Origin of the sequence: Streptomyces griseoviridis (assembly GCF_005222485.1) — a bacterium.
Classification (GTDB): Bacteria; Actinomycetota; Actinomycetes; order Streptomycetales; family Streptomycetaceae; genus Streptomyces; species Streptomyces hintoniae.
The window spans coordinates 4,999,396-5,025,484 of record NZ_CP029078.1 but is presented as its reverse complement, the minus strand read 5'-3'; the positions used below and the strand labels follow the sequence as shown (position 1 = coordinate 5,025,484).

The 26,089-nt window shown below is 70.9% G+C and carries 25 protein-coding genes; 12 read left to right on the top strand and 13 right to left on the bottom strand.

Annotated features, from left to right (window positions below):
• Positions 1-44: 44 nt before the first annotated feature.
• Positions 45-1,172 (bottom strand): alpha/beta hydrolase, encoded by a 1,128-nt coding sequence (locus DDJ31_RS21625; RefSeq protein ID WP_127178682.1) that lies wholly within the window; start codon positions 1,170-1,172, stop codon positions 45-47.
• Between the two features lie 223 nt (positions 1,173-1,395).
• Between DDJ31_RS21625 and DDJ31_RS21620 the strand changes: the two genes are divergently transcribed.
• The 6 genes from DDJ31_RS21620 to DDJ31_RS21595 all read left to right on the top strand — a co-directional run bounded on the left by DDJ31_RS21620 (position 1,396) and on the right by DDJ31_RS21595 (position 6,455).
• Entirely contained in the window at positions 1,396-3,207 is a 1,812-nt protein-coding gene (locus DDJ31_RS21620) for a phosphatidylglycerol lysyltransferase domain-containing protein (RefSeq protein ID WP_127178683.1), read from the top strand.
• A gap of 59 nt (positions 3,208-3,266) precedes the next feature.
• Positions 3,267-4,163, top strand: coding sequence for a dihydropteroate synthase (gene folP, locus DDJ31_RS21615; protein ID WP_127178684.1), 897 nt, complete (start codon positions 3,267-3,269; stop codon positions 4,161-4,163).
• Complete coding sequence (locus DDJ31_RS21610; RefSeq protein ID WP_127178685.1) at positions 4,160-4,681, top strand: nuclear transport factor 2 family protein; 522 nt, start codon at positions 4,160-4,162, stop codon at positions 4,679-4,681. The genes folP and DDJ31_RS21610 overlap by 4 nt, the downstream gene beginning before the upstream one ends.
• 267 nt (positions 4,682-4,948) lie before the next feature.
• On the top strand, positions 4,949-5,308 hold the full coding sequence (gene folB / locus DDJ31_RS21605; protein ID WP_127178686.1) for a dihydroneopterin aldolase: 360 nt from the start codon (positions 4,949-4,951) through the stop codon (positions 5,306-5,308).
• Positions 5,305-5,913 (top strand): 2-amino-4-hydroxy-6-hydroxymethyldihydropteridine diphosphokinase, encoded by a 609-nt coding sequence (gene folK, locus DDJ31_RS21600; protein ID WP_127178687.1) that lies wholly within the window; start codon positions 5,305-5,307, stop codon positions 5,911-5,913. Before folB ends, folK begins: the two co-directional genes overlap by 4 nt.
• A 53-nt stretch (positions 5,914-5,966) precedes the next feature.
• Complete coding sequence (locus DDJ31_RS21595; protein ID WP_127178688.1) at positions 5,967-6,455, top strand: DUF3180 domain-containing protein; 489 nt, start codon at positions 5,967-5,969, stop codon at positions 6,453-6,455.
• A gap of 54 nt (positions 6,456-6,509) precedes the next feature.
• Here DDJ31_RS21595 and folE read toward each other — a convergent pair whose 3' ends face one another.
• The 6 genes from folE to dacB all read right to left on the bottom strand — a co-directional run bounded on the left by folE (position 6,510) and on the right by dacB (position 14,144).
• Complete coding sequence (folE, locus tag DDJ31_RS21590; protein ID WP_127178689.1) at positions 6,510-7,115, bottom strand: GTP cyclohydrolase I FolE; 606 nt, start codon at positions 7,113-7,115, stop codon at positions 6,510-6,512.
• A gap of 136 nt (positions 7,116-7,251) precedes the next feature.
• Positions 7,252-9,291 (bottom strand): ATP-dependent zinc metalloprotease FtsH, encoded by a 2,040-nt coding sequence (gene ftsH / locus DDJ31_RS21585; protein WP_127178690.1) that lies wholly within the window; start codon positions 9,289-9,291, stop codon positions 7,252-7,254.
• 196 nt (positions 9,292-9,487) lie between these two features.
• On the bottom strand, positions 9,488-10,048 hold the full coding sequence (hpt, locus tag DDJ31_RS21580) for a hypoxanthine phosphoribosyltransferase (protein WP_127178691.1): 561 nt from the start codon (positions 10,046-10,048) through the stop codon (positions 9,488-9,490).
• 65 nt (positions 10,049-10,113) lie between these two features.
• The gene (tilS, locus tag DDJ31_RS21575; RefSeq protein ID WP_127178692.1) at positions 10,114-11,136 is read right to left on the bottom strand and encodes a tRNA lysidine(34) synthetase TilS; all 1,023 of its coding nucleotides are present in this window, start codon (positions 11,134-11,136) and stop codon (positions 10,114-10,116) included.
• Positions 11,137-11,328: 192 nt separating this feature from the next.
• A complete protein-coding gene (locus DDJ31_RS21570) occupies positions 11,329-12,453 on the bottom strand; it encodes a zinc-dependent metalloprotease (RefSeq protein ID WP_127178693.1) in 1,125 nt (374 codons plus the stop codon).
• A gap of 65 nt (positions 12,454-12,518) precedes the next feature.
• Positions 12,519-14,144 (bottom strand): D-alanyl-D-alanine carboxypeptidase/D-alanyl-D-alanine endopeptidase, encoded by a 1,626-nt coding sequence (gene dacB, locus DDJ31_RS21565; RefSeq protein WP_164784917.1) that lies wholly within the window; start codon positions 14,142-14,144, stop codon positions 12,519-12,521.
• 79 nt (positions 14,145-14,223) lie between these two features.
• Between dacB and DDJ31_RS21560 the strand changes: the two genes are divergently transcribed.
• Together DDJ31_RS21560 and DDJ31_RS21555 are read left to right on the top strand one after the other, a co-directional pair.
• Positions 14,224-14,715: an inorganic diphosphatase gene (locus DDJ31_RS21560; protein WP_093835817.1), complete on the top strand. Its 492-nt coding sequence runs from the start codon at positions 14,224-14,226 to the stop codon at positions 14,713-14,715.
• A 106-nt stretch (positions 14,716-14,821) separates the two neighbouring features.
• The gene (locus DDJ31_RS21555; protein WP_127178694.1) at positions 14,822-16,489 is read left to right on the top strand and encodes a threonine/serine ThrE exporter family protein; all 1,668 of its coding nucleotides are present in this window, start codon (positions 14,822-14,824) and stop codon (positions 16,487-16,489) included.
• Positions 16,490-16,538: 49 nt separating this feature from the next.
• Here DDJ31_RS21555 and DDJ31_RS21550 read toward each other — a convergent pair whose 3' ends face one another.
• Positions 16,539-17,462 (bottom strand): DedA family protein, encoded by a 924-nt coding sequence (locus tag DDJ31_RS21550; RefSeq protein ID WP_127178695.1) that lies wholly within the window; start codon positions 17,460-17,462, stop codon positions 16,539-16,541.
• Between the two features lie 140 nt (positions 17,463-17,602).
• Here DDJ31_RS21550 and DDJ31_RS21545 point away from each other — a divergent pair, with 140 nt between their 5' ends.
• The 3 genes from DDJ31_RS21545 to DDJ31_RS21535 all read left to right on the top strand — a co-directional run bounded on the left by DDJ31_RS21545 (position 17,603) and on the right by DDJ31_RS21535 (position 20,934).
• A complete protein-coding gene (locus tag DDJ31_RS21545) occupies positions 17,603-17,968 on the top strand; it encodes a YbjQ family protein (RefSeq protein ID WP_127178696.1) in 366 nt (121 codons plus the stop codon).
• 175 nt (positions 17,969-18,143) lie between these two features.
• The gene (locus DDJ31_RS21540; RefSeq protein WP_240678118.1) at positions 18,144-19,454 is read left to right on the top strand and encodes an ion channel protein; all 1,311 of its coding nucleotides are present in this window, start codon (positions 18,144-18,146) and stop codon (positions 19,452-19,454) included.
• A gap of 67 nt (positions 19,455-19,521) precedes the next feature.
• On the top strand, positions 19,522-20,934 hold the full coding sequence (locus DDJ31_RS21535) for a glutamate decarboxylase (RefSeq protein WP_127178698.1): 1,413 nt from the start codon (positions 19,522-19,524) through the stop codon (positions 20,932-20,934).
• An 8-nt stretch (positions 20,935-20,942) separates the two neighbouring features.
• On the opposite strand, the gene DDJ31_RS21530 is transcribed toward DDJ31_RS21535, so the two are convergent.
• The 5 genes from DDJ31_RS21530 to DDJ31_RS21510 all read right to left on the bottom strand — a co-directional run bounded on the left by DDJ31_RS21530 (position 20,943) and on the right by DDJ31_RS21510 (position 25,223).
• Complete coding sequence (locus DDJ31_RS21530; RefSeq protein ID WP_127178699.1) at positions 20,943-21,227, bottom strand: DUF397 domain-containing protein; 285 nt, start codon at positions 21,225-21,227, stop codon at positions 20,943-20,945.
• Positions 21,209-22,054, bottom strand: coding sequence for a helix-turn-helix domain-containing protein (locus DDJ31_RS21525; protein WP_127178700.1), 846 nt, complete (start codon positions 22,052-22,054; stop codon positions 21,209-21,211). Before DDJ31_RS21525 ends, DDJ31_RS21530 begins: the two co-directional genes overlap by 19 nt.
• 119 nt (positions 22,055-22,173) lie before the next feature.
• Complete coding sequence (locus DDJ31_RS21520; protein WP_127178701.1) at positions 22,174-22,722, bottom strand: DinB family protein; 549 nt, start codon at positions 22,720-22,722, stop codon at positions 22,174-22,176.
• A gap of 135 nt (positions 22,723-22,857) precedes the next feature.
• Entirely contained in the window at positions 22,858-24,318 is a 1,461-nt protein-coding gene (locus DDJ31_RS21515) for an aldehyde dehydrogenase family protein (protein ID WP_127178702.1), read from the bottom strand.
• Between the two features lie 80 nt (positions 24,319-24,398).
• Positions 24,399-25,223: a helix-turn-helix domain-containing protein gene (locus DDJ31_RS21510; RefSeq protein ID WP_127182665.1), complete on the bottom strand. Its 825-nt coding sequence runs from the start codon at positions 25,221-25,223 to the stop codon at positions 24,399-24,401.
• A 330-nt stretch (positions 25,224-25,553) separates the two neighbouring features.
• Here DDJ31_RS21510 and DDJ31_RS21505 point away from each other — a divergent pair, with 330 nt between their 5' ends.
• On the top strand, positions 25,554-26,069 hold the full coding sequence (locus DDJ31_RS21505; protein ID WP_127178703.1) for an ATP-binding protein: 516 nt from the start codon (positions 25,554-25,556) through the stop codon (positions 26,067-26,069).
• The last annotated feature ends 20 nt before the right edge of the window (positions 26,070-26,089 follow it).

Here is a 26,089-nt window from a genome sequence, read left to right as displayed (position 1 = left end):
CGCGGGCCGGGGCCCGGCCCCGGAGCCCCCGCGCCGTACGGGTCTCAGCGGTCGCTGAGCCGTCCGCTGAGCCACTGGAGAGCGGGCGGAATCTCGCGCCGCCAGGTGTTGAAGTTGTGGCCGCCGCTTTCCAGGATGATCGACGAGATCCGGGTGACGCCGGTGGCCTCCACACGCCCTATGAACTTCATCGTGTCCGCGTAGTTGGATTCCCCGATACGGCTGCTGCTGACGAGCAGTGAAGTGTTCGGCGCCGGCATGTGCTTGAGGCACCACCAGAGGTCGGAGCGGTCGCGCACGCCCTTGTCGCCCTGGAACAGATCGCCCGTGGTGGGGTCGATCGGCGCCTTGTAGTACGGCGAGAGGCCGACGCCCGCCGCGTACACCCGCGGGTGGTGCATGGCGAGCTTCAGCGCGCAGTAGCCGCCGGTGGAGTCGCCGATGATGCCCCAGCTGCCCGGCTCGCGGCCCACCCGGTAGTGCGCGAGGACGGCGTCGGGGAGGTCCTTGGCGAAGAACGTCTCGGTCTGCGGGCCGCCGGGGATGTCGACGCACTCGGTGTCCCGGGGCGGCGCCACGGTCGGCCGCATCATCACCAGGATCATCGGCTGCATCCGGCCGTCCTTGGTGAGCTGCTGCGCGGTGCGCGGGTAGTGCAGCTTGCTGTAGAGGGCCTCCGCGGTGCCCGGGTACCCGGTGAGGACGACGGCCGCGGGGAACGTCCGGGTGCGGAAGCGGGCCTGGAAGTACTCCGGGGGCAGGTACACGTAGGCGGGGGTCGCGATGTGGGTGGTGGTGCCCACGATGTCGACCTTCTGGATCTCGCCGCCGACCTGCGGGCGGGAGCCGTCGGGACCGGCCACCCGGGTGGTGTCGACGACCTGGAGGGGACCGCCGGAGCCGCCGAGCGCCGTGTGGTTGACGACGACGCCCTGGTCCTTCTCGCGGCCGAACAGGTCCGCCCAGCTCGCGTAGAACCCGAAGGCCTGGTTCGCGGCGAGGCCGAGCGACATGAAGAGGGCCAACTGGGTGGCGAGCAGCAGGCCGACGCGCCCGCTGACGGACCGCCAGGTCCGCCCGGCCAGCCTCGGCCACAGCCACACCGTGCCACCGAACAGCAGTACGGCGAACAAGATCGCCAGTACCAGCACCTTGTTGCTCGTCAGACCCATGGACTGTTTCCTGCCTGTACTTTCTCCGTCGCCCCCCAGCTCGACGCGAGGGCTTGCCCGGGACTTTCCCGGGCCTTTGAACCAGCTTTGAGGAGGAGAGTGAACCTCACTCGCCAGGACTACGTCCTAGAGGGCGCAATGTCGCCGGATGCCCGAATCGGGCCCGGGTCCAGGGTCACTCGCGGAACTACGGGATGCGATGTCTGTCAAGACAGATGAGGAAATGTCGGGTGGGGTTCCGCCTCGAACAAGCAGGGCTCGGCGCGTCCTGCGCGGGCCGCGCGCCGAGGCCGTGCCCGTCCTCGTCGCACGGGCCGCCGCGCTGGTGAGCCTGCTGGACATCGCCGCGGGCGTCTTCCCGCGCTTCCGTCACAGCCGTATGCACACCCTCGCGGAGGTGCTGCCGGGAGCGCTCGGGCCGTTCGCGGCCGCGCTGTCGCTCAGCTCAGGGGTGCTGTTGCTGCTGCTGGCGCACGGGCTCAGGCGCCGCAAGCGGCGGGCCTGGCGGGCGGCGGCCGTGCTGCTGCCCGCGGGCGCGGTCGCGCAGTTCACGTACCGCCACTCCGTCATCGGGGTGGTCATCTCGCTCGCCCTCCTCGCACCGCTGCTCATCCACCGCGACCAGTTCGCGGCCCTGCCCGATCCGCGCAGCCGGTGGCGCGCGCTGGCCAACTTCGTCCTCATGGGAGCGGGTTCCCTCGTCCTCGGACTGATCATCGTCAGCGTCCACCCGAAACGCATGGTCGGCGACCCGAGCCTGGCCGATCGCATTACCCATGTGCTCTACGGACTGTTCGGATTCGAGGGTCCGGTCGACTACCAGGGCACCACGTCGTGGACGGTCGCCGTCTCCCTGGGCGCCCTCGGGCTGCTCACCGCGGTCACCACGATCTACCTCGCGTTCCGGCCCGAGCACCCGGCCGCGCGGCTCACGGCGGAGGACGAGACGCGATTGCGCGCCCTGCTGGCCAAGCACGGCGGACGCGACTCCCTGGGGCACTTCGCGCTCCGCCGCGACAAGGCCGTGGTCTTCTCGCCCAGCGGCAAGGCGGCCGTCACCTACCGTGTGGTGTCCGGCGTGATGCTGGCCAGCGGCGACCCGATCGGCGACGTCGAGGCGTGGCCGGGCGCGATCGAGCGGTTCATGGACGAGGCCAAGGCGCACTCCTGGACGCCCGCGGTGATGGGCTGCTCGGAGACGGGCGGCGAGGTGTGGACCCGCGAGACCGGACTCGACGCCCTCGAACTGGGCGACGAGGCGGTGGTGGACGTCGCGGATTTCTCTCTCGCCGGCCGTGCGATGCGCAACGTGCGCCAGATGGTCAAGCGCATCGAGCGCGCCGGTTACGAGACCCGGGTCCGACGTGTCCGTGACCTCGGCGACGCCGAGCTGGAGCGGATCAGGCAGGCCGCGGACGACTGGCGCGGCACCGACACCGAGCGCGGCTTCTCGATGGCGCTCGGCCGGGTCGGCGACCCCTCCGACGGCGACTGCCTGATCGCCACCGCGCACAAGGCGGACGAGCACGGCGGCCCCTACGGCGACCTGAAGGCGGTCCTGCACTTCGTGCCGTGGGGCACCGACGGCGTCTCCCTCGACCTGATGCGCCGCGACCGGTCCGCCGACCCCGGCATGAACGAGCTGCTGATCGTCGCCGCGCTCCAGGCCGCGCCGAAACTGGGCGTCACGCGCGTGTCCCTCAACTTCGCGATGTTCCGCGCGGCCCTCGCGCGCGGGGAGAAGATCGGCGCGGGCCCGGTGCTGCGCGCCTGGCGCGGGCTGCTGGTCTTCCTGTCCCGCTGGTTCCAGATCGAGTCGCTGTACAAGTTCAACGCCAAGTTCCAGCCACGCTGGGAGCCCCGGTTCGTCGTCTACCGGGCCTCGTCCGACCTGCCGCGCATCGGCTTCGCCGCGATGCAGGCGGAGGGGTTCGTCGACGTCGCGATCCCGCTCCCCCGCTTCCTGCGCCGCCGCGGCCGGACGGCGGCGCCCTGCGCCCACACGGTCGCGGAACCCGGCGCGCGAGCCGCCTGACCACGTCGGTCACCGCCGCGATGCCGGACCCGCCCCGGTACGGGGCCTAGGCTGAACGCATGAGCAAGCAGAGCGGACGCGGGCGCGTCGCCGGGCTTCCGGAGTGGGACCGCTGCGCGGTCATGGGCGTCGTGAACGTCACGCCGGACTCCTTCTCCGACGGTGGCCGCTTCTTCGACACCACGGCCGCCGTCAAGCACGGCCTCGACCTGGTCGCCCAGGGCGCGGACCTGGTCGACGTGGGCGGCGAGTCCACCCGGCCCGGCGCGGCCCGGGTGGACGAGGCGGAGGAGCTGAAGCGGGTCGTGCCGGTCGTCCGCGGCCTCGCCTCCGAGGGCGTCACCGTCTCCGTCGACACCATGCGCGCCTCGGTCGCCGAGCAGTCGCTCGCGGCCGGCGCGGCCCTGGTCAACGACGTCAGCGGCGGCCTCGCCGACCCGGCGATGATCCCGGTCGTGGCCGCGTCGGGCGCGCCCTTCGTGGTCATGCACTGGCGCGGGTTCCTGGCGGGCGCCACCGTCCGGGGGGTCTACGACGACGTCGTCACCGAGGTCGTCGACGAGCTGCACGCGCGCGTGGACGCCGTGCTGGCGGGCGGGGTCGCAGCGGACCGGATCGTCGTCGACCCGGGGCTCGGCTTCTCCAAGGACGCCGAGCACGACCTGGTGCTCCTCGCCCATCTGGACCGGCTGCTCGGTCTCGGCCACCCGCTGCTCGTCGCCGCGTCCCGCAAGAGGTTCCTCGGCCATGTCCTGGCGGGTCCGCAGGGCGCGCCGCCGCCGGCCCGCGAGCGGGACGCGGCCACCGCCGCCGTCTCCGCGCTCGCGGCGCGGGCCGGCGCGTGGGCGGTCCGCGTGCACGAGGTCCGCGCGACGGCGGACGCGGTGCGCGTCGCGCGCGCCGTGGAGGGCGCGCGCCACGCCGGCGGCGCCGGAAGCACGGAGGTCACCCCGTGAGCGCCCCGCACCTCGACGTCGAGCAGGTGGAGGCCGCCAACACCGCCTTCTACGAGGCGATGGAGCGCGGCGACTTCGAGACGGTGTCCTCGCTCTGGCTCGTCCCGGCCGATCTGGGCGTCGACGAGGAGTACCACGATCCGGCCGACGCCGGGGTGATCTCCTGCGTGCACCCGGGGTGGCCGGTGCTCACCGGACGCGGCGAGGTGCTCAGGTCGTACGCCCTGATCATGGCGAACACGGACTACATCCAGTTCTTCCTGACCGACGTGCATGTCTCCGTCACCGGCGACACCGCCGTGGTGACCTGCACGGAGAACATCCTCAGCGGCGGCCCGGCCCCCGAGGGCGACGAGGAACTCGGCCCGCTGGTGGGCCAGCTGGTCGTCGCCACCAACGTGTTCAGGCGCACCGGCCAGGGCTGGAAGCTGTGGTCGCACCACGCGTCGCCGGTACTGACCGAAACCGACGGGGACGACGACGGCGGCGGGGCCGACGGGGACAGCACTCCGGCCTGAGCGGGTAGGCGTCCGGACGGACGACTCCCGGCCCCCGTCGGGACCAAAGAGTGGTTGGAATCACGAACCCGTGGGTAGGGGCGGCTACCGACCCGCGAGCCGCCGGGTTCCCCAGCAAAGACCCGCGATGAGACCTCCTGGCCCCGGCACGGGCCGCGCCCCCGAGGCCCGGCCCTGTCGGTGCCCGAAGGTAGATTCGTTCGAGGCCGGGGTGCCGCCCGCACCCGGTACCGACCGGCCGCCACCGACGACGTAGGAGTGATTCGCGTGGATCGTGTCGCGCTGCGCGGCCTCAAGGCCCGCGGGCACCACGGGGTGTTCCCCAAGGAACGCGAGGAGGGCCAGACCTTCATCGTGGACCTCGTCCTCGGCCTGGACACCCGGCCGGCCGCCGTCGACGACGACCTGACGAAGACGGCGCACTACGGCATCGTCGCCGAGGAGGTGGTGGCCGTCGTCCAGGGCGAGGCGGTGAACCTCATCGAGACCCTCGCCGAGCGCATCGCCCAGACCTGTCTGAAGCACGACGGGGTCGAGGAGGTCGAGGTCTGTGTCCACAAGCCGGACGCGCCGATCACCGTCCCGTTCGACGACGTGACCGTCACGATCACCCGGAGCCGAGTATGACCGCGTTCACCCAGGGTCACAGCGACCCGACCGTTCAGCCGGTGCCCGCCTCCGTCGTCCAGCAGGTGGACGCGGCCGACACCACCCTGCACAACCCGAAACGGGCCGTGGTCGCCCTCGGCGCCAACCTGGGCAACCGCCTGGAGACCCTCCAGGGCGCCATCGACGCCCTGGAGGACACCCCGGGGGTCCGCGTCAAGGCCGTCTCCCCGGTGTACGAGACCGAGCCGTGGGGCGTCGAGCCCGGCAGCCAGCCCGCGTACTTCAACGCGGTGGTGCTGCTGAAGACGACGCTGCCGCCGTCGTCGCTGCTGGAGCGCGCGCACGCCATCGAGGAGGCGTTCTACCGGGTCCGTGACGAGCGGTGGGGCGCCCGCACCCTCGACGTCGACATCGTCGCGTACGCCGATGTCGTGGACGACGACCCGCAGTTGACGCTCCCCCACCCGCGCGCCCACGAACGGGCCTTCGTGCTGGCCCCCTGGCACGACGTGGAACCGCACGCCCAGGTGCCGGGCCGCGGCACGGTCGCCGAGCTGCTCGACCTCGTCACCCTCGACGGCGTCGCCGCCCGCAAGGACCTGGAACTTCACCTGCCCGAGTAGTCGTTAAGGTCGAGACGACCACTGTCCGGGACCGGGGGAGCTGAGGGAAGACCGTGAGAGAGCTGCGCATCAGGGTGCTGGTCGGCGTCTTCGTCGTCGCGGGTGTCCTGTCCTGGGCGGGGGCCCGCCTGTGGAACTCGGTCGGGACCCTGCCCAGCGTCCCGCTGGCCGCCCCCGTCGTCCTGGCCCTGATCGCGGTGGTGCTGTTCGCCACGGCGCTCTCGCTGCGCGCCCGCCTCAAGGCGCAGCGCGAGCGGCAGCCGGGGGCCAAGGGCGTCGATCCGCTGGTGGCGGCCCGCGCGGTCGTCTTCGGTCAGGCCAGTGCCCTGGTCGCCGCGCTGGTCGCCGGGATGTACGGCGGCACGGGCGTGTTCCTGCTGGAGATCCTCGACATGTCGCCCCGCCGCGACCAGGCCGTCTGGGCGGGCCTCTCGGTGGTGGCGGGCATCGCGGTCATAGTCGCCGCCCTCTTCCTGGAGCGGGTCTGCCGGCTCCCCGAGGACGACGACCACAACAACGGCGCGGCGGCCCCCACCGCCTGACCCCGAGGGGCCGGGAGCCGCTCAGCGGGCCCCGGCGGGCCCTGCCGGGGCGGCTCAGCGCGCCATGATGAGGCTCATCGCCTCCGCGCGGGTCGCCGGGTCCCGCAGCTGGCCGCGGACGGCCGACGTGATGGTCTTGGCGCCCGGCTTGCGGACCCCCCGCATCGACATGCACATGTGCTCGCACTCCACGACGACGATCACCCCGCGCGGTTCGAGGACCGTCATCAGCGACTCGGCGATCTGCGTGGTGAGTCGTTCCTGCACCTGCGGCCTGCGGGCGTAGACGTCCACCAGCCTGGCCAGCTTGGACAGTCCGGTGATCTTCCCGTCGGCGGACGGGATGTAGCCGACGTGGGCGACGCCGACGAACGGCACCAAGTGGTGCTCGCAGCTGCTGAGGACCTCGATGTCCTTCACCAGGACCATCTCGTCGTGGCCGAGGTCGAACGTCGTCGTCAGCACGTCCTCGGGGGTCTGCCACAGACCGGCGAAGATCTCCTTGTAGGCGCGGGCCACCCGGCCGGGCGTCTCCCGCAGACCCTCGCGGTCGGGGTCCTCGCCGACCGCTATCAGCAGCTCGCGGACGGCGTTCTCGGCGCGCTTCTCGTCGAACTCGCCGATCGATGCCTCTCCGCCGAGCATCACGGGGTCGGTCATCTGGTGCCTCGTTCCTGTACGGGTCGCGTGGACGTCACGCCTCTGATCTGCGGCCCTACGCAAACGCCGCGCCCCCCAGGCTAAAACCTGGGGGGCGCGGCATCCATTCCGGGCCCTGGCGGGCGTCGGGAGCGGGTCAGCTCTCGGGTCGCTCCTCCGGGGCGGCCTCGGGTGCCGGAGCGGCTTCCGGGGCCGGGGCCTTGGTGGTGCTGACCGCGGGGGCGGTGCCGTTGGCGCCGTTCGTCAGGGCCAGCTCCTTGGGGGAGAGGACCGGCGGACGGGTGGACGGCGTGCGGCGCGAGGAGCCGGTCCAGGCGGGCCGGGGCGGGCGCTTGACGATGGTGGCGAAGACCTCGGCGATCTCCTCCTTGCCCAGCGTCTCCCGCTCCAGCAGCTGGAGGACCAGGTTGTCGAGGACGTCGCGGTTCTCGACCAGGATCTCCCAGGCCTCGTTGTGCGCGTTCTCGATGAGCTTCTTGACTTCCTCGTCCACCAGCGCGGCGACCTCTTCCGAGTAGTCGCGCTGGTGAGCCATCTCACGGCCGAGGAAGGGCTCGGTGTTGTCGCCGCCGAACTTGATGGCGCCGAGCCGCTCGGTCATGCCGTACTGGGTGACCATCGCGCGGGCCGTGGTGGTGGCCTTCTCGATGTCGTTGGCCGCGCCGGTGGTCGGGTCGTGGAAGACCAGTTCCTCCGCCGCGCGCCCGCCCAGCATGTAGGCGAGCTGGTCCAGCATCTCGTTGCGGGTGGTCGAGTACTTGTCCTCGTCCGGCAGGACCATCGTGTAGCCGAGGGCACGGCCGCGCGACAGGATGGTGATCTTGTGGACCGGGTCGGAGTTCGGTGAGGCCGCCGCGACCAGGGCGTGTCCGCCCTCGTGGTACGCGGTGATCTTCTTCTCCTTGTCCGACATGATCCGGGTCCGCTTCTGCGGGCCCGCCACCACGCGGTCGATCGCCTCGTCCAGCATGGAGTTGTCGATCAGCTTCTTGTCGCTGCGGGCGGTCAGCAGGGCGGCCTCGTTGAGCACGTTGCTCAGGTCGGCGCCGGTGAAGCCCGGGGTGCGCCGGGCGACGGCCGCGAGGTCGACGTCCGGGGCGACGGGCTTGCCCTTCTGGTGGACCTTCAGGATCTCCAGGCGGCCCTGGAGGTCCGGCGGGTCGACCGCGATCTGCCGGTCGAAGCGGCCGGGACGCAGCAGCGCCGGGTCGAGGATGTCGGGCCGGTTCGTCGCGGCGATGAGGATCACGCCGCCCTTGACGTCGAAGCCGTCCATCTCGACGAGCAGCTGGTTGAGGGTCTGCTCGCGCTCGTCGTGTCCGCCGCCGAGGCCGGCGCCGCGGTGGCGGCCGACCGCGTCGATCTCGTCGACGAAGACGATCGCCGGGGCGTTCGCCTTGGCCTGCTCGAAGAGGTCGCGGACCCGGGAGGCGCCGACGCCGACGAACATCTCGACGAAGTCGGAACCGGAGATCGAGTAGAAGGGGACTCCGGCCTCACCGGCGACGGCACGCGCGAGGAGCGTCTTGCCGGTACCGGGACGGCCGTACAGGAGCACGCCCTTGGGGATCTTGGCGCCGACGGCCTGGAACTTCGCCGGCTCCTGGAGGAACTCCTTGATCTCGTGGAGTTCCTCGACGGCCTCGTCGCACCCGGCGACGTCCGAGAACGTCGTCTTGGGGGTGTCCTTGGTGATGAGCTTCGCCTTGGACTTGCCGAAGTTCATGACGCGGGAGCCGCCGCCCTGCATCTGATTCATCAGGAACAGGAACACGACGACGATGAGGACGAAGGGGAGCAGGGAGAGCAGGATGCCGACGAAAGCGTTCTGCTTGGTCGGCGAGACGGTGTAGCCGTCGGTGATCTGCTTGTCCTGGAACTTCGTCTGAAGGGTGTTGGCGAGGGCCACGCCCTGATCGCCGATGTAGCTCGCCTGGATCTTCGAGCTGCCCTCGACCTTTTCGCCGGACTTGAGCTGGACCTTGATGGTCTGCTCGTCACCGGTGGTCAGTTTGGCCTGTTCGACCTTGTTGTCATTGATCGCCTGGACGACCTGGCCGGTGTCCACCGTCTTGTAGCCGCCGGACGAGCCGACGACCTGCATCAACACGACCACGGCAAGGACGGCCAGCACGATCCACATGACCGGCCCACGGAAGTATCGCTTCACGTCCATCCATACGGAGCGAATCCGCCCCGTCCCTCCTGCCATAGTGAGTTTGATAAGACAGTTCTTCTGACGGTACCCCAGCATCGTCGCCCGAAGACGCACGGGCGGGCTGGCAGACCCGTCTGCATGCTCCAACGGCGCGAACCCCGCCGGGGTTCCCGATCGTCCTACTGGTTTGGGCCCTTCGGGTTGCCCCGGGGGCTCAGCCGCCGTAGACGTGGGGCGCGAGCGTACCCACGAACGGCAGGTTGCGGTACTTCTCCGCGTAGTCGAGGCCGTAGCCGACGACGAACTCGCTGGGGATGTCGAAGCCGACCCATTCCACGTCGATGGCGACCTTCGCGGCCTCGGGCTTGCGCAGCAGCGTGCACACCTTGAGGGAGGCGGGCTCCCGGGAGCCGAGGTTGGAGATCAGCCAGGACAGGGTCAGTCCCGAGTCGATGATGTCCTCGACGATCAGGACGTCGCGGCCCTTGATGTCGGTGTCGAGGTCCTTGAGGATCCGCACCACGCCGGAGGACTGGGTGCCCGCGCCGTACGAGGACACGGCCATCCAGTCCATGGTGACGGGGGTGGACAGCGCCCGCGCGAGGTCGGCCATGACCATCACCGCGCCCTTGAGGACACCGACGATGAGCAGATCCTTGCCCGCGTACTCCGCGTCGATCTTCGCGGCCAGCTCGGCGAGCTTGGCGTCGATCTCTTCCTTCGTGATGAGTACCTTCTCGAGGTCGGCACCCATGTCTTTCGCGTCCACCCGCATCACTTTCGGTCGGTCGTCCCACCGGCCTGCCCGTGCCGTCGGAGGGTTGCTCCTGGCACCGCGACTCAGCCTTGCCGGATGACCAGTCTGCCACCCTGCCGCTGGGCGACGACCCGGCCCGGCAGGTTGATGGCCTTCTGACCTCGCCAACCGGTGATCAGCCGGTCGACTTCCTCGATGTGCCGGGCGAACAGCGAACCAGCGGGAGCGCCCGCCTCGATGGCCGCCCGGCGCAGGATCCGGCGGCGCACGGCGGGCGGGAGGGCGTACAGCTTGGCGCACTCCAGCACGCCGGTCGCGTCACGGACGGACGCCTCGGCCTGGCGGGCCCAGGTGTCGAGGGCGTCCGCGTCGTCGCGGGAGAGCTGGGCGGTGCGGGCCAGTGCCTGCACGACCCCCCTGCCGAGCGCCTTCTCCAGCGCGGGCAGCCCTTCATGGCGCAGCCGGGAGCGGGTGTAGGCGGGGTCGGCGTTGTGGGGGTCGTCCCAGACGGGCAGCGACTGGACGAGGCAGGCCTTGCGGGCGGTCTGCCGGTCGAGGCTCAGGAAGGGGCGCCGGTAACGGCCGTCGGCCCCCGAGACCGCGGCCATTCCGGAGAGGGAGCGGATGCCCGAGCCGCGGGCGAGGCCGAGCAGGACGGTCTCGGCCTGGTCGTCGCGGGTGTGGCCGAGCAGGACCGCGGTGGCGCCGTGCCGGGCGGCGGCGTCGTCGAGGGCGGCGTACCTGGCGTCGCGGGCGGCCGCTTCGGGGCCGCCCTCGCGGCCGACGGTCACGGCGACGGCCTCGACCGGGTCGAGGCCCAACCGCCGCATGCGCAGGACGACTTCCTCGGCGCGCAGATCGGAGCCCGGCTGGAGGCCGTGGTCGACGGTGACACCGCCGGCCCGGATGCCCAGCTTGGGGGCCTCGAACGCGAGAGCGGAGGCGAGGGCGGTGGAGTCGGCGCCGCCGGAGCACGCGACGAGCACGAGCGGCGTCGGCGTGCGCCCGTGCGGGGGGTCAGGGGGGGCCGGGTGGCCGGTGAGGATGTCGTGGAGGACGCGGCGTACCGCCAGGCGTATCGCCGCGACCGCAGGATGGGGACCCATGTCCGGTTCCCTTCATGAAGTTTTCGGGGGTGTGAGCCCGGTTCGGTCACGCAGAGTGTGTAGATGGTGACAGAACCGGGACGTTCCCCGAGCATTGCACGCCTACCCCTGGCTCACGGTCCCTCGGACGGGTGATTGCAGGGGCGTTCGCCTGCCGTCGGCCGGAATACCTTCACGACCGTGCCCCGGTCTTCACGAATCGCTCCTGCGGTGCACCCGCGCGACCCAGTCCGCCGGTTTGGCGATCTCCTTCTTGGTGGGGAGGGTGTTGGGCGAGGTCCAGACGCGGTTGAAGCCCTCCATGCCGACCTCCTCGACGACGGCCCGCACGAAGCGTTCGCCGTCGCGGTACTGGCGGAGCTTGGCGTCGAGGCCGAGGAGCTTGCGCAGGGCGCTGTCGAGCCGGGACGCGCCCTGGGCGCGGCGCTGCTGGAACTTCTCGCGGATCTCGGCGACGGACGGCACGACGGCGGGTCCGACGCCGTCCATGACGAAGTCGGCGTGGCCCTCCAGGAGGGACATCACGGCGGTGAGGCGGGCGAGGATCTCGCGCTGGGACGGCGTCTGCACCAGTTCCACGAAGGAGCGGCCGCCGTCGTCCTCCTCGGAGTCGGGGCGGGCACCGGAGAGCGACTGGGCGGCCTCGCGGACGCGTTCGAGGACGGTCATGGGGTCGACGTCGGTCTCCCCCAGGAACGACTGGATCTCGCCCTCCAGGTGGTCGCGCAGCCAGGGCACGGCGGAGAACTGGGTGCGGTGGGTCTCCTCGTGGAGGCAGACCCAGAGGCGGAAGTCGTGCGGCTGGACGTCGAGTTCGCGCTCCACGTGGACGATGTTCGGCGCGACGAGGAGCAGCCTGCCCGCGCCGCCCTGGCCGGCCGGGAGGTCGCGGGCGGGCGGGGCGAACGTCTCGTACTGGCCGAGGACGCGGGAGGACAGGAACGACAGCAGCATGCCCAGTTCGACGCCGGTGACCTTGCCGCCGACGGCGCCGAGCACCGCGCCGCCGGGGCCGCCGCCGCGGCGTTCCTGCATCTTCTCCAGGAGGGGTTTGAGGATCTCGCGGAACCCGGCGACGTTGGCCCGGACCCAGCCGGGCCTGTCCACCACGAGGACCGGGGTGTCGTGGGTCTCCTCGGTGCCCATCAGGGTGAAGCCGCGCACGTGCTCCTCGGCGGCCTTGGCGTGCCTGCGCAGCTCGGCGACGACCGCGCGCGCCTCGTCCCGGCTGACCTCGGGGCCCGGCCGCGCGAGCCGGGTCGCGGTCGCGACCGCGAGATTCCAGTCGACCATCTCGACACCACCGATGCTCGTCATGCGTCAACGGTACGTGAGCGTTCCCCCTTGGGGCAGGCCGTGGGAGGCGGGCGGGTGGCCGGAGGTCAGCCGCAGCCGCAGCCGGCGAGCGCGGTGGCCGCCCGGTCGAGGGCGGCCTGGGCCTCGGCCGGGTCGGTGGTGTCGGCGGTGAGGAACGCGAAGGCCAGCATCCGGCCGTCCCGGTCGACGACGGTACCGGCGAGGGTGTTGACGCCGGTCAGGGTGCCGGTCTTGGCGCGGACGACACCGGCGGCGCCGTCGCTGTAGCGGCCGGCCAGGGTGCCGGTGAAGCCCGCGACCGGGAGGCCGGTGAGGACGGCGCGCAGTTCGGGCCTGGCGGGGTCGCCCGCCTTGACGAGGAGGGCGGTGAGGAGGTCGGCGGTGAGCCGGTCGGCGCGGTCGAGGCCGCTGCCGTCCCGGAACCTGGCGCCCTTGAGGGGCAGCCCGAGCCGGGTGAGGGCGGCGGCGACGGCCCGGCCGGCGCCCGCGAAGTCGGCGCGGGTGCCGGTGGCGACGGCGACCTGGCGGGCGAGGGCCTCCGCGATGTCGTTGTCGCTGTTGGTCAGCATCCGCTCGACGAGGGTGGACAGCGGCGGGGAGGTGACCTCGGCGAGGTTCTCGGAGCGGCCGGTGGCCTTGGAGGGTCCTGGCGCGCTGGTCTTGACGCCGTGTCCGCGCAGGAACGACGCGAACTTCTTGGTGGCGTCGGCCGCCGGATCGGCCACCCGGGTGACGGGGCCGCTGGTGGAGTCGTCGGTGCGGCCCTCGTCGGCGGTCAGGGCGGTGACGGGGGCGAGGTTGTCGTTGACCCCGATGGGGTGAACCTGGGACCCGGTGAAGAGGGTGGTGTCGTAGGACAGGGTGATGTCGTCGAGGCCGCGTTTCTTGAGGGCTTTCGCGGTCCGCTCGGCCAGGTCGCGCAGGTCCGCCCAGCCGTCGGCGTCGGCGTGCGCGGTGAGGGTGGGGTCGCCGCCGCCGACCAGGACGAGTTCCCGGGTGTCGGGTTCCAGGGCGGTCCTGGTGGTGAAGCGGTGGTCGGCGCCGAGGGCGGAGAGCGCGGCGACGGCGGTGGCGATCTTGGTGGTGGAGGCCGGGGTGAGGGCCTCGCCCGCCCCCGCGCCGTAGAGGCGTTCGCCGGTGGCGAGGTCGGTGACGACGGCGGTGTGCCGGGAGCCGAGGGCGGGGTTCTTCAGGAGCGGGCCGAGGACACCGGCGAGGGAGGCGGTGGTGGGGGTGGCGCGCGCGGCGCCGGCCGCGGTGCCGAGCCCGGCGAGGACGGACCCGGCGCTCGGCGCGGGCGCGGGGGCGCCCGATCCGCCGAGCGCGCCGCCGTGATCTGCGCCACCCGTGCCCTGGAGGGCGACCGCGCGGTCCCGCTCGGCCGTACGCTGACCCGTGGAGTCCCAGGGACCCGCGGCGGTCACCACGACGGCGGTCAGCGCCAGGCCGGCGCCGGCGGCGGTCGCCGTGTACTGCCAGGTCTTGCGGGGCCTGACCGTCGCCAACCGTGTGAGCTGCGGTTTCGTGACGTCGACGGCCCGTGCGAGACGCGGCTTCACGGCCTCCACGGCGCGTGCGACCTGTGGTCGTACGGCCTCTTCGGCACGCGCCAGACGCGGTCGAACGGCGTTCGCGGCCCGCACCAGGTGCGGTCTCGCGGCCCGCCACGGCCTCAGTTCTGGCACGACCACCAGCCCCTTTCGCGATCACACTGCGGCGTGAGGGACACTTAACCACCAGAACTATGTGCTGATCATGGAGGAGCCACCGGTGGAGTTCGACGTCACGATCGAGATCCCGAAGGGTTCGCGGAACAAGTACGAGGTGGACCACGAGACCGGTCGGATCCGCCTGGACCGTCGCCTCTTCACCTCGACCGCCTACCCGACCGACTACGGCTTCGTCGAGAACACCCTCGGCGAGGACGGCGACCCGTTGGACGCGCTCGTCATCCTGGACGAGCCCACGTTCCCGGGCTGCCTCATCAAGTGCCGTGCGATCGGCATGTTCCGCATGACGGACGAGGCGGGCGGCGACGACAAGCTGCTGTGCGTGCCGGCCACCGACCCGCGGGTGGAGCACCTCAGGGACATCCACCACGTCTCGGAGTTCGACCGCCTGGAGATCCAGCACTTCTTCGAGGTCTACAAGGACCTGGAGCCGGGCAAGTCCGTCGAGGGCGCCGACTGGGTGGGCCGTACGGACGCCGAGGCGGAGATCGAGAAGTCCTACAAGCGCTTCAAGGAGCAGGGCGGCCACTGACCTCCCCGCTCTCCGGACGGGCCGTACGCGTGGGCGTGCGGCCCGTCGGCGTGTCTGTGCGCATACTGAGGCTGACCGAAGGCGTCGTTCGAGGAGCGTTGCGTCAGTGACGGAGGCGGAGGACCGAAAGCCGCGGTCGGACGAGGCGCGGGGCTACGACCCGGAGATCACGTCCGAGTTCGCGATCCCGACGGGGCTCGCCCTGGCGCGGGGAGCCGCGGCGGAGCCGGAGACGACGTCGGAGTTCACGGTCCCGGCCGGGCTCGAGGTGGCGCAGTCGGCGGCCGAGACGGAGGGGTCGGCGTTCAACACGCCCGCCACGTACAGCGCCAGGGAGGCGCCGAGCGCGTTCACGCCCGCCTCCGGTGTGCCGATGGTCAGTCTGACCAAGAACGTGCCGTGGCAGGACCGGATGCGCACGATGCTGCGGATGCCGGTGGCCGACCGGCCGGCGCCCGAGCAGGCGCAGAAGGCCGACGACTCGGGTCCCGCCGTCCCCCGGGTGCTCGACCTGACGCTGCGCATCGGGGAGTTGCTGCTCGCGGGCGGCGAGGGCGCGGAGGACGTGGAGGCCGCGATGTTCGCGGTGTGCCGCTCCTACGGCCTCGACCGGTGCGAGCCGACCGTCACCTTCACGCTGCTGTCGATCTCCTACCAGCCGTCCCTGGTGGACGATCCGGTGACGGCGTCGCGGACGGTACGGCGGCGGGTGACCGACTACACCCGGCTGGCGTCCGTGTTCCAGTTGGTGGACGACCTGAGCGACCCGGAGACGCACATCTCCCTCGAGGACGCCTACCGGCGGCTGGCGGAGATACGGCGCAACCGGCACCCGTACCCGACCTGGGTGCTGACGCTGGCGAGCGGGCTGCTCGCGGGCGGCGCCTCGGTGCTGGTCGGCGGTGACCTGGTGGTGTTCGTCGCGGCGGCGCTCGGCGCGATGCTCGGCGACCGGCTGGCGTGGCTGTGCGCGGGGCGCGGGCTGCCGGAGTTCTACCAGTTCACGGTGGCCGCGATGCCGCCGGCCGCGATGGGCGTCGCGCTGACGCTGGCGCACGTGGACGTGAAGGCGTCCGCGGTGATCACCGGTGGGCTGTTCGCGCTGCTGCCGGGGCGGGCCCTGGTGGCGGGGGTGCAGGACGGCCTGACGGGCTTCTACATCACGGCCGCCGCGCGGCTCCTCGAAGTCATGTACTTCTTCGTGGGCATCGTCATCGGCGTGCTGGTGATGCTCTACGTCGGGGTGCAGTTGGGCGCGCATCTCAACCCGGACGCGGCGCTGGGCAGTTCGAAACAGCCGCTGTGGCAGATCGGCGCCTCGATGCTGCTGTCGCTGACCTTCGCGGTCCTGCTCCAGCAGGAACGATCCACCGTGCTCGCGGTGACCCTGAACGGCGGGGTGGCCTGGTCGGTGTACGGCGCGATGCATGTCACCGGCGAGATCTCGCCGGTGGCGTCCACGGCCGTCGCGGCGGGGCTCGTGGGGCTGTTCGGGCAGTTGCTGTCCCGGTACCGGTTCGCGTCGGCGCTGCCGTACACGACGGCCGCGATCGGGCCGCTGCTGCCCGGTTCGGCGACGTACTTCGGGCTGCTGGCCATCGCCCAGAACGACGTCGACAGCGGTCTGGTGTCGCTGTCTAAGGCGGCGGCGCTGGCGATGGCCATCGCGATCGGGGTGAACCTCGGGTCGGAGATCTCGCGGCTGTTCCTGCGGCTGCCGGGCGGCGAGAGCGCGGCGGGCCGCAGGGCGGCGAAGCGGACCCGGGGCTTCTAGAGAGCCCCTCGACCCGTCCGCCCCCCGGCCCGCCCGTGGTCCGCGGTCCTCAGTAGCCGCCGCCGTTGTTGTTGTACGGGTACTGCTGCTGGTTCGGCTGCTGCGGCGGGTACGGCTGCTGCTGCGGGTACTGCGGGGCGTAGTAGTCCTGGTTCGGGTCGTACGGCTGCTGCGGCTGCTGGTGCTGGGGGTGCGGCTGGGCCTGCGGCTGCTGGTGCTGCGGGGGGTAGGACTGCTGGTGCTCGGCCGGCGGGATGCGGCGCAGCTGGGTCGTGGCGTCGTCCATCGGCGGGGCGGGCGCCCACTCCTGGGGCTGCGGGTACTGCTGCTCGGGGGCCTCGGCCGCGGCCTTCTTGTTCTTCGAGCGGGCCCGCAGGAACTCGATGATGATCGGCACGACCGACACGAGGACGATCAGGATCAGGATCGCCTCGATGTTCTGCTTGACAAAGTCGATCTTGCCGAGCCACGAGCCGAGCAGGGTGACGCCCGCGCCCCACAGGACGCCGCCGATCACATTGAAGATCAGGAACGAGCGGTACTTCATGCCGCTGACGCCCGCGATGATCGGCGTGAAGGTGCGCACCACCGGCACGAAGCGGGCCAGGACCAGCGACTTGGGGCCGTACTTCTCGAAGAACTCGTGGGCCTTGACCACGTTCTCCTGCTTGAAGAGGCGGGAGTCGGGGCGGCTGAAGAGAGAGGGGCCGACCTTCTTGCCGAACATGTAGCCCGCCTGGTCGCCGAGGATCGCGGCGACGCAGATCAGCGCGATGGCGCCCCAGAGCGGGAAGTTCAGCTGGTGGGAGGTGATCAGCAGACCGGCCGTGAACAGCAGCGAGTCGCCGGGCAGGAAGAAGCCGATGAGCAGGCCCGATTCCGCGAAGACGATGAGGAGCAGGCCCCAGATGCCGAACGTGTCCAGGAGGTAGTTCGGATCGAGCCAGCTCGGGCCGAGGGCAAGCGTCGTCACGGTTCCGGGCTCCAGGGGGTGGGTGCGGATACGGCGTCCAGTGTGAGGCCGCACAAAGCTATCAACGGAATGTGCCCGTCCCAGGTTCCACGGGTGGCTCCGGGATGCGCTGTGCGGGCCCTGGGAGCAAGCTGTGGCCCATGGGCATCGAAGAGTACGGCGGCGGCCAGGGGCCCCGGCCGGATGTACTGGTCGTCACGACGAACGACGTCCCGGGCCACCGCGTCCAGGAGGTCATCGGTGAGGTCTTCGGTCTGACGGTGCGCTCGCGCCATCTGGGCAGCCAGATCGGCGCGGGTCTGAAGTCGATGGTCGGCGGCGAGCTGAAGGGGCTGACCAAGACGCTGGTGCAGACCCGCAACCAGGCGATGGAGCGGCTCGTCGAGCAGGCACGCGCGCGGGGCGCGAACGCGGTGCTGATGTTCCGCTTCGACGTGACGGAGGCGGCGGACCTGGGCACCGAGGTGTGCGCGTACGGGACGGCGGTGGTGCTGGCCCGGGAGTGACCCCGGCCCCGCGCCACGGCGGCCGGCGCCTCCCGAGCCGGATGCCGCGCTTGCCGAGACCCCCGCTGCGCCTCGTGCCCCCATACCCTTCCTGCCCCCCATACCCCTCCTGCCCCTCCTGCCCCCATGCCCCTCATGGCCTCGACGGCCCCTTATGACGGCTTGTGGTGATCGCGTGCCCCCTGACACGGCCCGGCCGGCGGCCGGCCCGCCCGCGCCCGGCCCGCCGTCGGCGCCCGCCGCGCCCTCGGCCCGGGTGCTGCTCGCGTCGCTGCTGCCCGCGGTGGCCGTGGGCGTGCTGGCGAGTCTGCTGTTCGTCGGGGTGAGCGAGGCCGCCGAGCTGTTGCAGGGCGTGCTGTGGAAGAACCTGCCCGACGCCCTCGGGGTGGGCCGGTACTCGGTGCTGTGGATGATGGTCATGCTCACCGCGACCGGCGTCGCGGTGGGCCTGGTGGTGTGGAGGGTCCCCGGGCACGCGGGCCCCGATCCGGCCACCCTCGGCCTGGACGCGCCGGTGCTGCCGCCCAGGGTGCTGCCCGGTCTGGTGCTGGCGACGGCGCTGATGCTGGCGGGCGGTCCCAGTCTCGGCCCGGAGAACCCGATCATCGCGGTCAACGTGGGGCTGGCGTTCTGGCTGGGCAGCCGGTTCCTGCCGCGGGCGCCCGGCGCGATCTGGCCGGTGCTCGCGGAGTCGGCGACGATCGGCGCGCTGTTCGGCACGCCGGTGGCGGCGGCCCTGGTCATCTCCGAGGCGCTGGCCGGCCGGGGGGCGAAGGGGCGGCTGTGGGACAGCCTGTTCGCGCCGCTGGCCGCGGCGGCGGTGGGGGCGCTGACCACCACCCTGGTGGCGCATCCGACGTTCGATCTCCATCTGCCCCCGTTCGGCGGACCCCACTGGGGCGATCTGCTGGCCTCGCTCGTGGTGGCCTCGCTCGCGGCGGTCCTCGGGATGGCCGCCGTGCACGCCTTCCCCTTCGTGCACGGCGCCTTCAGGCGGCTGCGCCATCCGATGCTGATGCTGCCCGCGGGCGGGGTCGTGCTGGGTCTGCTGGGGGCCCTGGGCGGCCATCTGACGTTGTTCAAGGGCCTGGACGAGGTCGGGGAGCTGGCCCGGGACCCGGACGGCTGGACGGCCGGGCAGTTCCTGACGATGGCGGTGGTGAAGCTGGCCGCGCTGCTGGTCGCCGCGTCCAGCGGGTTCAGGGGCGGCCGGATCTTCCCCGCGGTGTTCGTCGGCGCGTCCTTCGGTCTCGCCGCGCACCAGCTGGTGCCCGCCGTCGACCCGTCGCTCGGTGTCGCGTGCGGGGTGCTCGGCATGCTGCTGGCCGTCACCCGGCAGGGCTGGGTGAGTCTGTTCACGGCCGCCGTCCTGGTGGACTCCCCGGCGATCCTCGCCCTGCTGTGCTTCGCGTCACTGCCCGCCTGGCTGCTGGTGACCGGCCGCCCCCAGATGCAGCTCCACGACGACGGGAGCCCGGTCGTGTGACCGTGCGACCACCGGTTCCCGAGGACGAGACAACGACCGCGCACGAGACCAGGAGGAGAGATCGTTCATGGCGCTGCACAAGGGTTCCGAGCACGACGACGGGCACGCGCTCTCCGTCAATCCGTTCTTCGGGGAGGCGAACCCGGTCGCGGGCATGACCGACGCGCCGCCCAAGCACCGGCTGCCCGACCAGCCGCTGCCGCCGTCGACGGCGTACCAGCTCGTCCACGACGAGCTGATGCTGGACGGCAACTCGCGGCTCAACCTCGCCACGTTCGTCACCACCTGGATGGAGCCGCAGGCCGGGGTGCTGATGGCGGAGTGCCGGGACAAGAACATGATCGACAAGGACGAGTACCCGCGCACCGCCGAGCTGGAGCGGCGCTGTGTGGCGATGCTCGCCGACCTGTGGAACGCGCCCGACCCGGCCGCCGCGGTGGGCTGTTCCACGACCGGCTCAAGCGAGGCGTGCATGCTCGCCGGGCTCGCCATGAAGCGGCGCTGGGCGCAGCGCAACGCCGACCGCTACCCGGCGCACGACGTGCGGCCCAACCTGGTCATGGGCGTCAACGTCCAGGTGTGCTGGGAGAAGTTCTGCAACTTCTGGGAGGTGGAGGCCCGCACGGTGCCCATGGAGGGCGACCGCTTCCACCTCGATCCGCAGGCCGCCGCCGATCTCTGCGACGAGAACACCATCGGGGTCGTCGGCATCCTCGGCTCCACCTTCGACGGGTCCTACGAGCCGGTCGCCGACCTGTGCGCGGCCCTCGACGCCCTCCAGGAGCGCACCGGACTCGACATCCCGGTGCACGTCGACGGCGCGTCCGGCGCGATGATCGCGCCCTTCCTCGACCCCGACCTGGTCTGGGACTTCAGGCTCCCCCGGGTGGCGTCCGTCAACACGTCGGGCCACAAGTACGGCCTGGTCTACCCGGGCGTCGGCTGGGCGCTGTGGCGGGACAAGGACGCGCTGCCCGAGGAACTCGTCTTCCGCGTCAACTATTTGGGCGGTGACATGCCGACGTTCGCGCTGAACTTCTCGCGTCCGGGCGCGCAGGTCGTCGCGCAGTACTACACGCTGCTGCGGCTCGGCCGGGAGGGCTTCAGGGCCGTGCAGCAGTCGACCAGGGACGTGGCCCGCTCACTCGCCTCCCGGGTGGAGGGCCTTGGCGACTTCCGGCTCCTCACCCGCGGGGACGAGCTGCCCGTCTTCGCCTTCACCACGGCCGACGACGTGACGTCCTACGACGTGTTCGACGTCGCCAGGCGGCTGCGGGAGAACGGCTGGCTGGTGCCCGCGTACACGTTCCCGCCGAACCGGGAGGATCTGTCGGTGGTGCGGGTGGTGTGCCGCAACGGCTTCTCGGAGGACCTGGCGGACCTGTTCATCGAGGATCTGAGCCGTCTGCTGCCCGAACTGCGCAGGCAGCCGCACCCGTTGACGCGTGACAGGGGTGCGGCGACCGGCTTCCACCACTAGGGCCTCGCTCAGCGGCCGAGGTCGCCCCGCGCGACGGCGTCGGCGAAGACGGACCAGGCGCCGGCTTCGAAGACGAGGGGGGTGCGGGCGGGGTCCTTGCTGTCCCGGACGGGGACGACGGGCAGGTTGTCGGCGAACTCCAGGCACTGGCCGCCGTCAGGGTTGCTGTGGCTGCTCTTACGCCAGGCGGCGCCGCCCAGGAAGTCGTGGGAGACCTCGATGCAGTTGCCGCCGTCCGGATTGCTGTAGCTGCTCTTGCGCCACGTCACGTTATTCAGGTCGATGGCTCGCACGGTACTTCCTCCAACAGCCGCAGGATGAACGCCCGCGACGCGTCCAAGTTCATGGCCGCGTCCCGCATCGCATCGTACGCAAGTAGCAGCGGCTCAACTGAGGCTGATTCTTCGATCAGTTCGCCGCGATGCGAGTTCTCCGTGTAGGCCACAGTGACACCGTCCAGCAGACGCAGGAACATCACGTCGGTGTTCACCAGCCCGCCGAGTCCGGCGCTTTGCGGCATCACCTGAAGCTTGATGTGCTTCCGCTCCCCCACCTCCGCCAAGAACTCCAGTTGTTCGCGCCACGCCTGGCGGTCTTGCAGCGGTGTACGCAGCACTGCTTCCGCGAGGAGCGCGCGGAATGGCGGGACGTCCTCACACCCCTCCAGCAGCTTCCGTCGCCCGGTGCGCGCCTCAACCTGCCGCTCCAGGTCCTTGCCCTTCCAGCCGCCCAGAGCGAGGACTTCGCGGGCGTAGGCGTCTGTCTGAAGCAGACCCGGCACGATGCTCACGGAGTACTGCCACAGGCTCGCTGCCTCACTCTCCAAAATCATGTACCGCCGGTACTGCTCCTTGAACTGCGTGGGGTCACTAACTGCCAGTTCCCACAAGGCCAGTAGCAGCCCTGGCGTCTCGTAGTAGTGATCGAGAGCCTGCGCTACCTCGGGGCTCCCCAGCGTCGCCCCGCTCTCCAACTTGCCGAACAGAGAAGGGTCCCAACCCACTTCCTCCGACAACTGCCGCAGGCTGAAACCGCGTTCATTACGAAGCAACCGGATCTCTTCGGCGTAGCGCCGTCGTGGCTCCTGGCTCCGCCCCGTGATCACCCTTCTCCGTGGCATCGCATCGTTCCCTCCATGAGGTCCATGAACGCGGAGAGTAATGACGGTCAGTTGAGAACGCCCCGAAAAGCCTTCCCCTCTCCCTCGAACGTGTATGCCCCGCGCAGGACCCTGGCGGGTCACCCCCAGCCCGTGCCCCGCTCCAGCGCGACCAGCTCGAACGCGGTCTTCCCGTCGAGGGACTCGCGGATGATGTCGGCGTGGCCGGCGTGCCTGGCCGTCTCCCTGATCAGGTGCAGACAGAGCCAGCGCACCGACACCCGCCCCTCCGGCGGGAACCAGGGGTCGGGGGGCAGCGGGAACGTGTCGTCCAGGCTCGGCACCGACCTCACGTACTGCTCGGTCTCGGCCGCGACCTTCTCCCAGTAGGCGAACTGCGAGGCGACGCTCTCGTCGTCGAGGAGGACGAAGGACTCGTGCCAGTTCGACTGGTCGCGGCGGACGGCGGGCGGCTCGCCCTTGGCGCGCGCCAGCCAGCTCTGCTCGACCTCGGCGACGTGCTTGAGCAGCCCGCCGAGGGACAGCTCGCTCGCGCTCGGGCGGGCCGCCGCCTGCTCGTCGGTCAGTCCGAGCAGGGACCGCCGGACGCCGCCGCGCTGCTCCTCGATGAAGGAGAGCAGCGCCCCGCGCTCGTCACCGGGTGCCTCCGCCCCTACGTGTGCCACCATGACCGCCGCCTTTCACCGGTGCTTTCCGGCCAGCTCGCGCTGCCCGACACCGACGAAACTACGGGCCAACGAGGACAGGGGATGTCCTCATTGGCCCGTGGCGGGGAAGGAAGATCCGGAGCCTCGGCGGCGCCGCTAGAAGGGGAAGCCGCTGCGGCCGTGCTGCACCGAGATCCACTTCAGCGTGGTGAAGGCGTCCGCGGTCGTCTCGCCGTTGAGGCGGCCCACCCCCGAACTCTTCTCGCCGCCGAAGGGCACCAGCGGCTCGTCGTGCACGGTGCCGTCGTTGACGTGGAACATGCCGGTGTCGATGCGCTTCGCGAAGGCCACCCCGCGCTCGACGTCCCCGGTGTGGACGGCGCCGCTGAGCCCGTACGGGGTGTCGTTGACGAGGCGGACGGCCTCCTCCTCGCCGTCGAAGGTGATCAGGAAGGCGACCGGTCCGAAGACCTCCTGGCGCAGCAGCGCGGAGTCCGCGGGGACCCCGGCGAGGACCGAGGGCTCGACCAGGTTGTCGGTGGTCGTGCCGCGCACCAGGGCGGTCGCGCCCTGCTCGACGGCCTGCTCGACGACGGCCGAGAGCGACTCCGCCTGCGAGGAGTTGATGACCGGGCCGATGATGGTCCGCGGGTCGCGCGGGTCGCCGACCTTGAGGGACTTCACCTTGGCGACGAACTTCTCGGTGAACTCGTCGGCGATCGAGCGGTCCACGAGGACCCGGTTCGCGGCCATGCAGACCTGGCCCTGGTGCACGTACCGGCTGAAGACCGCCGCGTCGACCGCGTAGTCGATGTCGGCGTCGTCCAGGACCACGACCGCGCTGTTGCCGCCGAGTTCGAGGACGGTCCGCTTGAACTGCCCGGCGCAGACGGTCGCGACGTGCCGGCCGACCTTGTCGGAGCCGGTGAAGGAGATGACCTTGGGGATCGGGTGCTCGATGAAGGCGTCGCCGATCTCCGCGATGTCGGTGATCACGACGTTGAGCAGACCGCCCGGCAGACCCGCGTCCTCGAAGATCTTCGCGACCAGCGAACCGCCCGCGATCGGGGTGTTCTGGTGCGGCTTGAGGACCACGCCGTTGCCGAGCGCGAGGGCCGGCGCGACCGACTTGAGGGAGAGCAGGAACGGGAAGTTGAAGGGGCTGATCACGCCCACCACGCCGACCGGCTCGCGGTAGACGCGGTTCTCCTTGCCGTCGATCGGCGACGGCAGGATCTTGCCCTCGGGACGCAGCGCCAGGTGGATCGACTCGCGCAGGAACTCCTTGGCGAGGTGGATCTCGAAACCGGCCTTCACATGGGTGCCGCCCAGCTCGGCGATGATCACGTCGGTGATCTCCGACTCGCGCTCCTCGACCAGCCGCAGCGCCCGCTCGAAGACCGCGCGGCGGGCGTAGGCGTTGGTGGCGGCCCAGGCGCGCTGCGCGGCGGCGGCCGCCCGGTACGCCTCGTCGACCTCGTCGACCGTGGCGATCGTGATCGAGGCGAGCTTCTCACCGTCGTACGGATTGAAGTCGATGATGTCCCAGGAGCCGGTGCCCTGGCGCCATGCGCCGTCGATGTACTGCTGTGCCAGTTCGGTGAAATACGGCGACATGTGATCCCTCAATCACTAGCAGACACACAAGATCTCTCGATCTGCGTCACGGTCTGATCACATGTCATCGTACGGGTGTTTCAAGAGAGTTGGAGGAGTCCCCGGAGAAGATCGCGGCTCTCGTCCGGCCCCGGACTGTCCTGCTGGAGCTCCTTGAGCGCGCTCTCGTACTGGGCCACGTCCTCGGCCTTGTCGAGGTAGAGCGCGCTGGAGAGCTGCTCCAGGTAGACCACGTCCGAGAGGTCCGACTCGGGGAAGGAGAGGATCGTGAACGCGCCGCTCTCCCCCGAGTGCCCGCCGAAGCCGAACGGCATGATCTGGAGCCGGACGTTGGGGCGCGCGGAGACGTCGATCAGGTGCTGGAGCTGGCCTCGCATCACCTCGCGGTCGCCGTAGGGCCGGCGCAGGGCGGCCTCGTCCAGCACGATGTGGAACTCGGGGGCGTTCTCCGACAGCAGGTACTTCTGCCGTTCGAGCCGGAGCGCCACCCGCTTCTCGACGTCGGCCGCGCTCGCGCCGCGCATCCCGCGCGCGACCACCGCGCGGGCGTACTCCTCGGTCTGGAGCAGGCCGTGCACGAACTGCACCTCGTAGACGCGGATCAGCGAGGCCGCGCCCTCGAGACCGACATAGGTGGGGAACCAGCTCGGCAGGACGTCCGAGTAACTGTGCCACCAGCCCGCGACGTTGGCCTCACGGGCGAGGGAGAGCAGCGAGGTGCGCTCCGCCTCGTCGGTGATCCCGTACAGCGTCAGCAGGTCCTCGACATCGCGCGTCTTGAAGCTCACCCGGCCCAGCTCCATCCGGCTGATCTTCGACTCGGACGCACGGATCGAGTAGCCCGCCGCCTCACGCGTGATGCCGCGAGCCTCGCGCAGCCGCCTGAGTTGCGAGCCGAGCAGCATGCGCCGCACCACCGATCCTGGCTCTCCCGCACTCACGTTCGCCAGCCTCCCCAACGTTTCCAGGCGCCGCAGTCTGCCACTAAAACACTTCGAGCAGTACTCGTCCGATTACAGATACGGAAAAGAACCAAGATTCCGCGCAGGTTTCGCGGAGACTTGGCAAGGGCCGGACGGAAAGTTGGCGGAAAAAATAGCGCGGAAGCGGTACGGGAGGGTCCAATTCGGTCACGTGCACGTGCATCTGCCCTTGCATCTGCCGAACGCATCCGAAACCATGGTCCCGCGCAACCGCTGTATCGCAACGACCGCGAATTCCCGGGAGTGCCTCGCATGGGGACGAATGGATCGACCATGCTCCAGCCGTTACGGCAGGGCCTTCCGCCGCTCGATCCCGCGGCCGTGTCCGACGCCGCCTCCTGTGCGCTTCCCGCCCACTACGAAGCGGTCGGCGAGGCACGGGGGTTCACGCGCAAGACACTGGACGGATGGGACACGGGCGAGCGGACCGACGATGTCTGCCTCGTCGTCTCGGAGCTGGTGACCAACGCCCTGCGGCACGCGCTGCCCCCGATGGACGGCCTGCTCCCCGAGCACTGCCCGCCCGTGCGGCTGCACCTGCTGCGCTGGGCGGAGCGGATGGTGTGCGCGGTGCGCGACCCCAGCAGGGAGACACCGGTGACCCGGGACGCGGAGGACGACTTCTCCGCCGAGTCGGGGCGCGGGCTGTTCCTGGTCGACTCGTTCAGCGACAGCTGGGGGTGGCACCCGCTGGCCGGCGGACTCGGCGGCAAGGTGGTCTGGGCCCTCTTCCGACTGCCGATGACCGCACCGGCCTGCGCCGACTGATCGCCGGGGGCGCGCTCTCA

Coding starts and splice junctions, on each gene's coding strand:
- DDJ31_RS21520 (WP_127178701.1), bottom strand. CDS start 22,722: ATGGTGGCACACGTAGGGGCGGAGGCACCCGGTGACGAGCGCGGGGCG.
- DDJ31_RS21525 (WP_127178700.1), bottom strand. CDS start 22,054: ATGCCACGGAGAAGGGTGATCACGGGGCGGAGCCAGGAGCCACGACGG.
- folK (WP_127178687.1), top strand. CDS start 5,305: ATGACCGCGTTCACCCAGGGTCACAGCGACCCGACCGTTCAGCCGGTG.
- folE (WP_127178689.1), bottom strand. CDS start 7,115: ATGACCGACCCCGTGATGCTCGGCGGAGAGGCATCGATCGGCGAGTTC.
- ftsH (WP_127178690.1), bottom strand. CDS start 9,291: ATGGACGTGAAGCGATACTTCCGTGGGCCGGTCATGTGGATCGTGCTG.
- DDJ31_RS21515 (WP_127178702.1), bottom strand. CDS start 24,318: ATGTCGCCGTATTTCACCGAACTGGCACAGCAGTACATCGACGGCGCA.
- DDJ31_RS21620 (WP_127178683.1), top strand. CDS start 1,396: ATGTCGGGTGGGGTTCCGCCTCGAACAAGCAGGGCTCGGCGCGTCCTG.
- hpt (WP_127178691.1), bottom strand. CDS start 10,048: ATGCGGGTGGACGCGAAAGACATGGGTGCCGACCTCGAGAAGGTACTC.
- DDJ31_RS21510 (WP_127182665.1), bottom strand. CDS start 25,223: ATGCTGCTCGGCTCGCAACTCAGGCGGCTGCGCGAGGCTCGCGGCATC.
- DDJ31_RS21505 (WP_127178703.1), top strand. CDS start 25,554: ATGGGGACGAATGGATCGACCATGCTCCAGCCGTTACGGCAGGGCCTT.
- DDJ31_RS21625 (WP_127178682.1), bottom strand. CDS start 1,172: ATGGGTCTGACGAGCAACAAGGTGCTGGTACTGGCGATCTTGTTCGCC.
- folP (WP_127178684.1), top strand. CDS start 3,267: ATGAGCAAGCAGAGCGGACGCGGGCGCGTCGCCGGGCTTCCGGAGTGG.
- tilS (WP_127178692.1), bottom strand. CDS start 11,136: ATGGGTCCCCATCCTGCGGTCGCGGCGATACGCCTGGCGGTACGCCGC.
- DDJ31_RS21545 (WP_127178696.1), top strand. CDS start 17,603: ATGGGCATCGAAGAGTACGGCGGCGGCCAGGGGCCCCGGCCGGATGTA.
- DDJ31_RS21570 (WP_127178693.1), bottom strand. CDS start 12,453: ATGACGAGCATCGGTGGTGTCGAGATGGTCGACTGGAATCTCGCGGTC.
- DDJ31_RS21535 (WP_127178698.1), top strand. CDS start 19,522: ATGGCGCTGCACAAGGGTTCCGAGCACGACGACGGGCACGCGCTCTCC.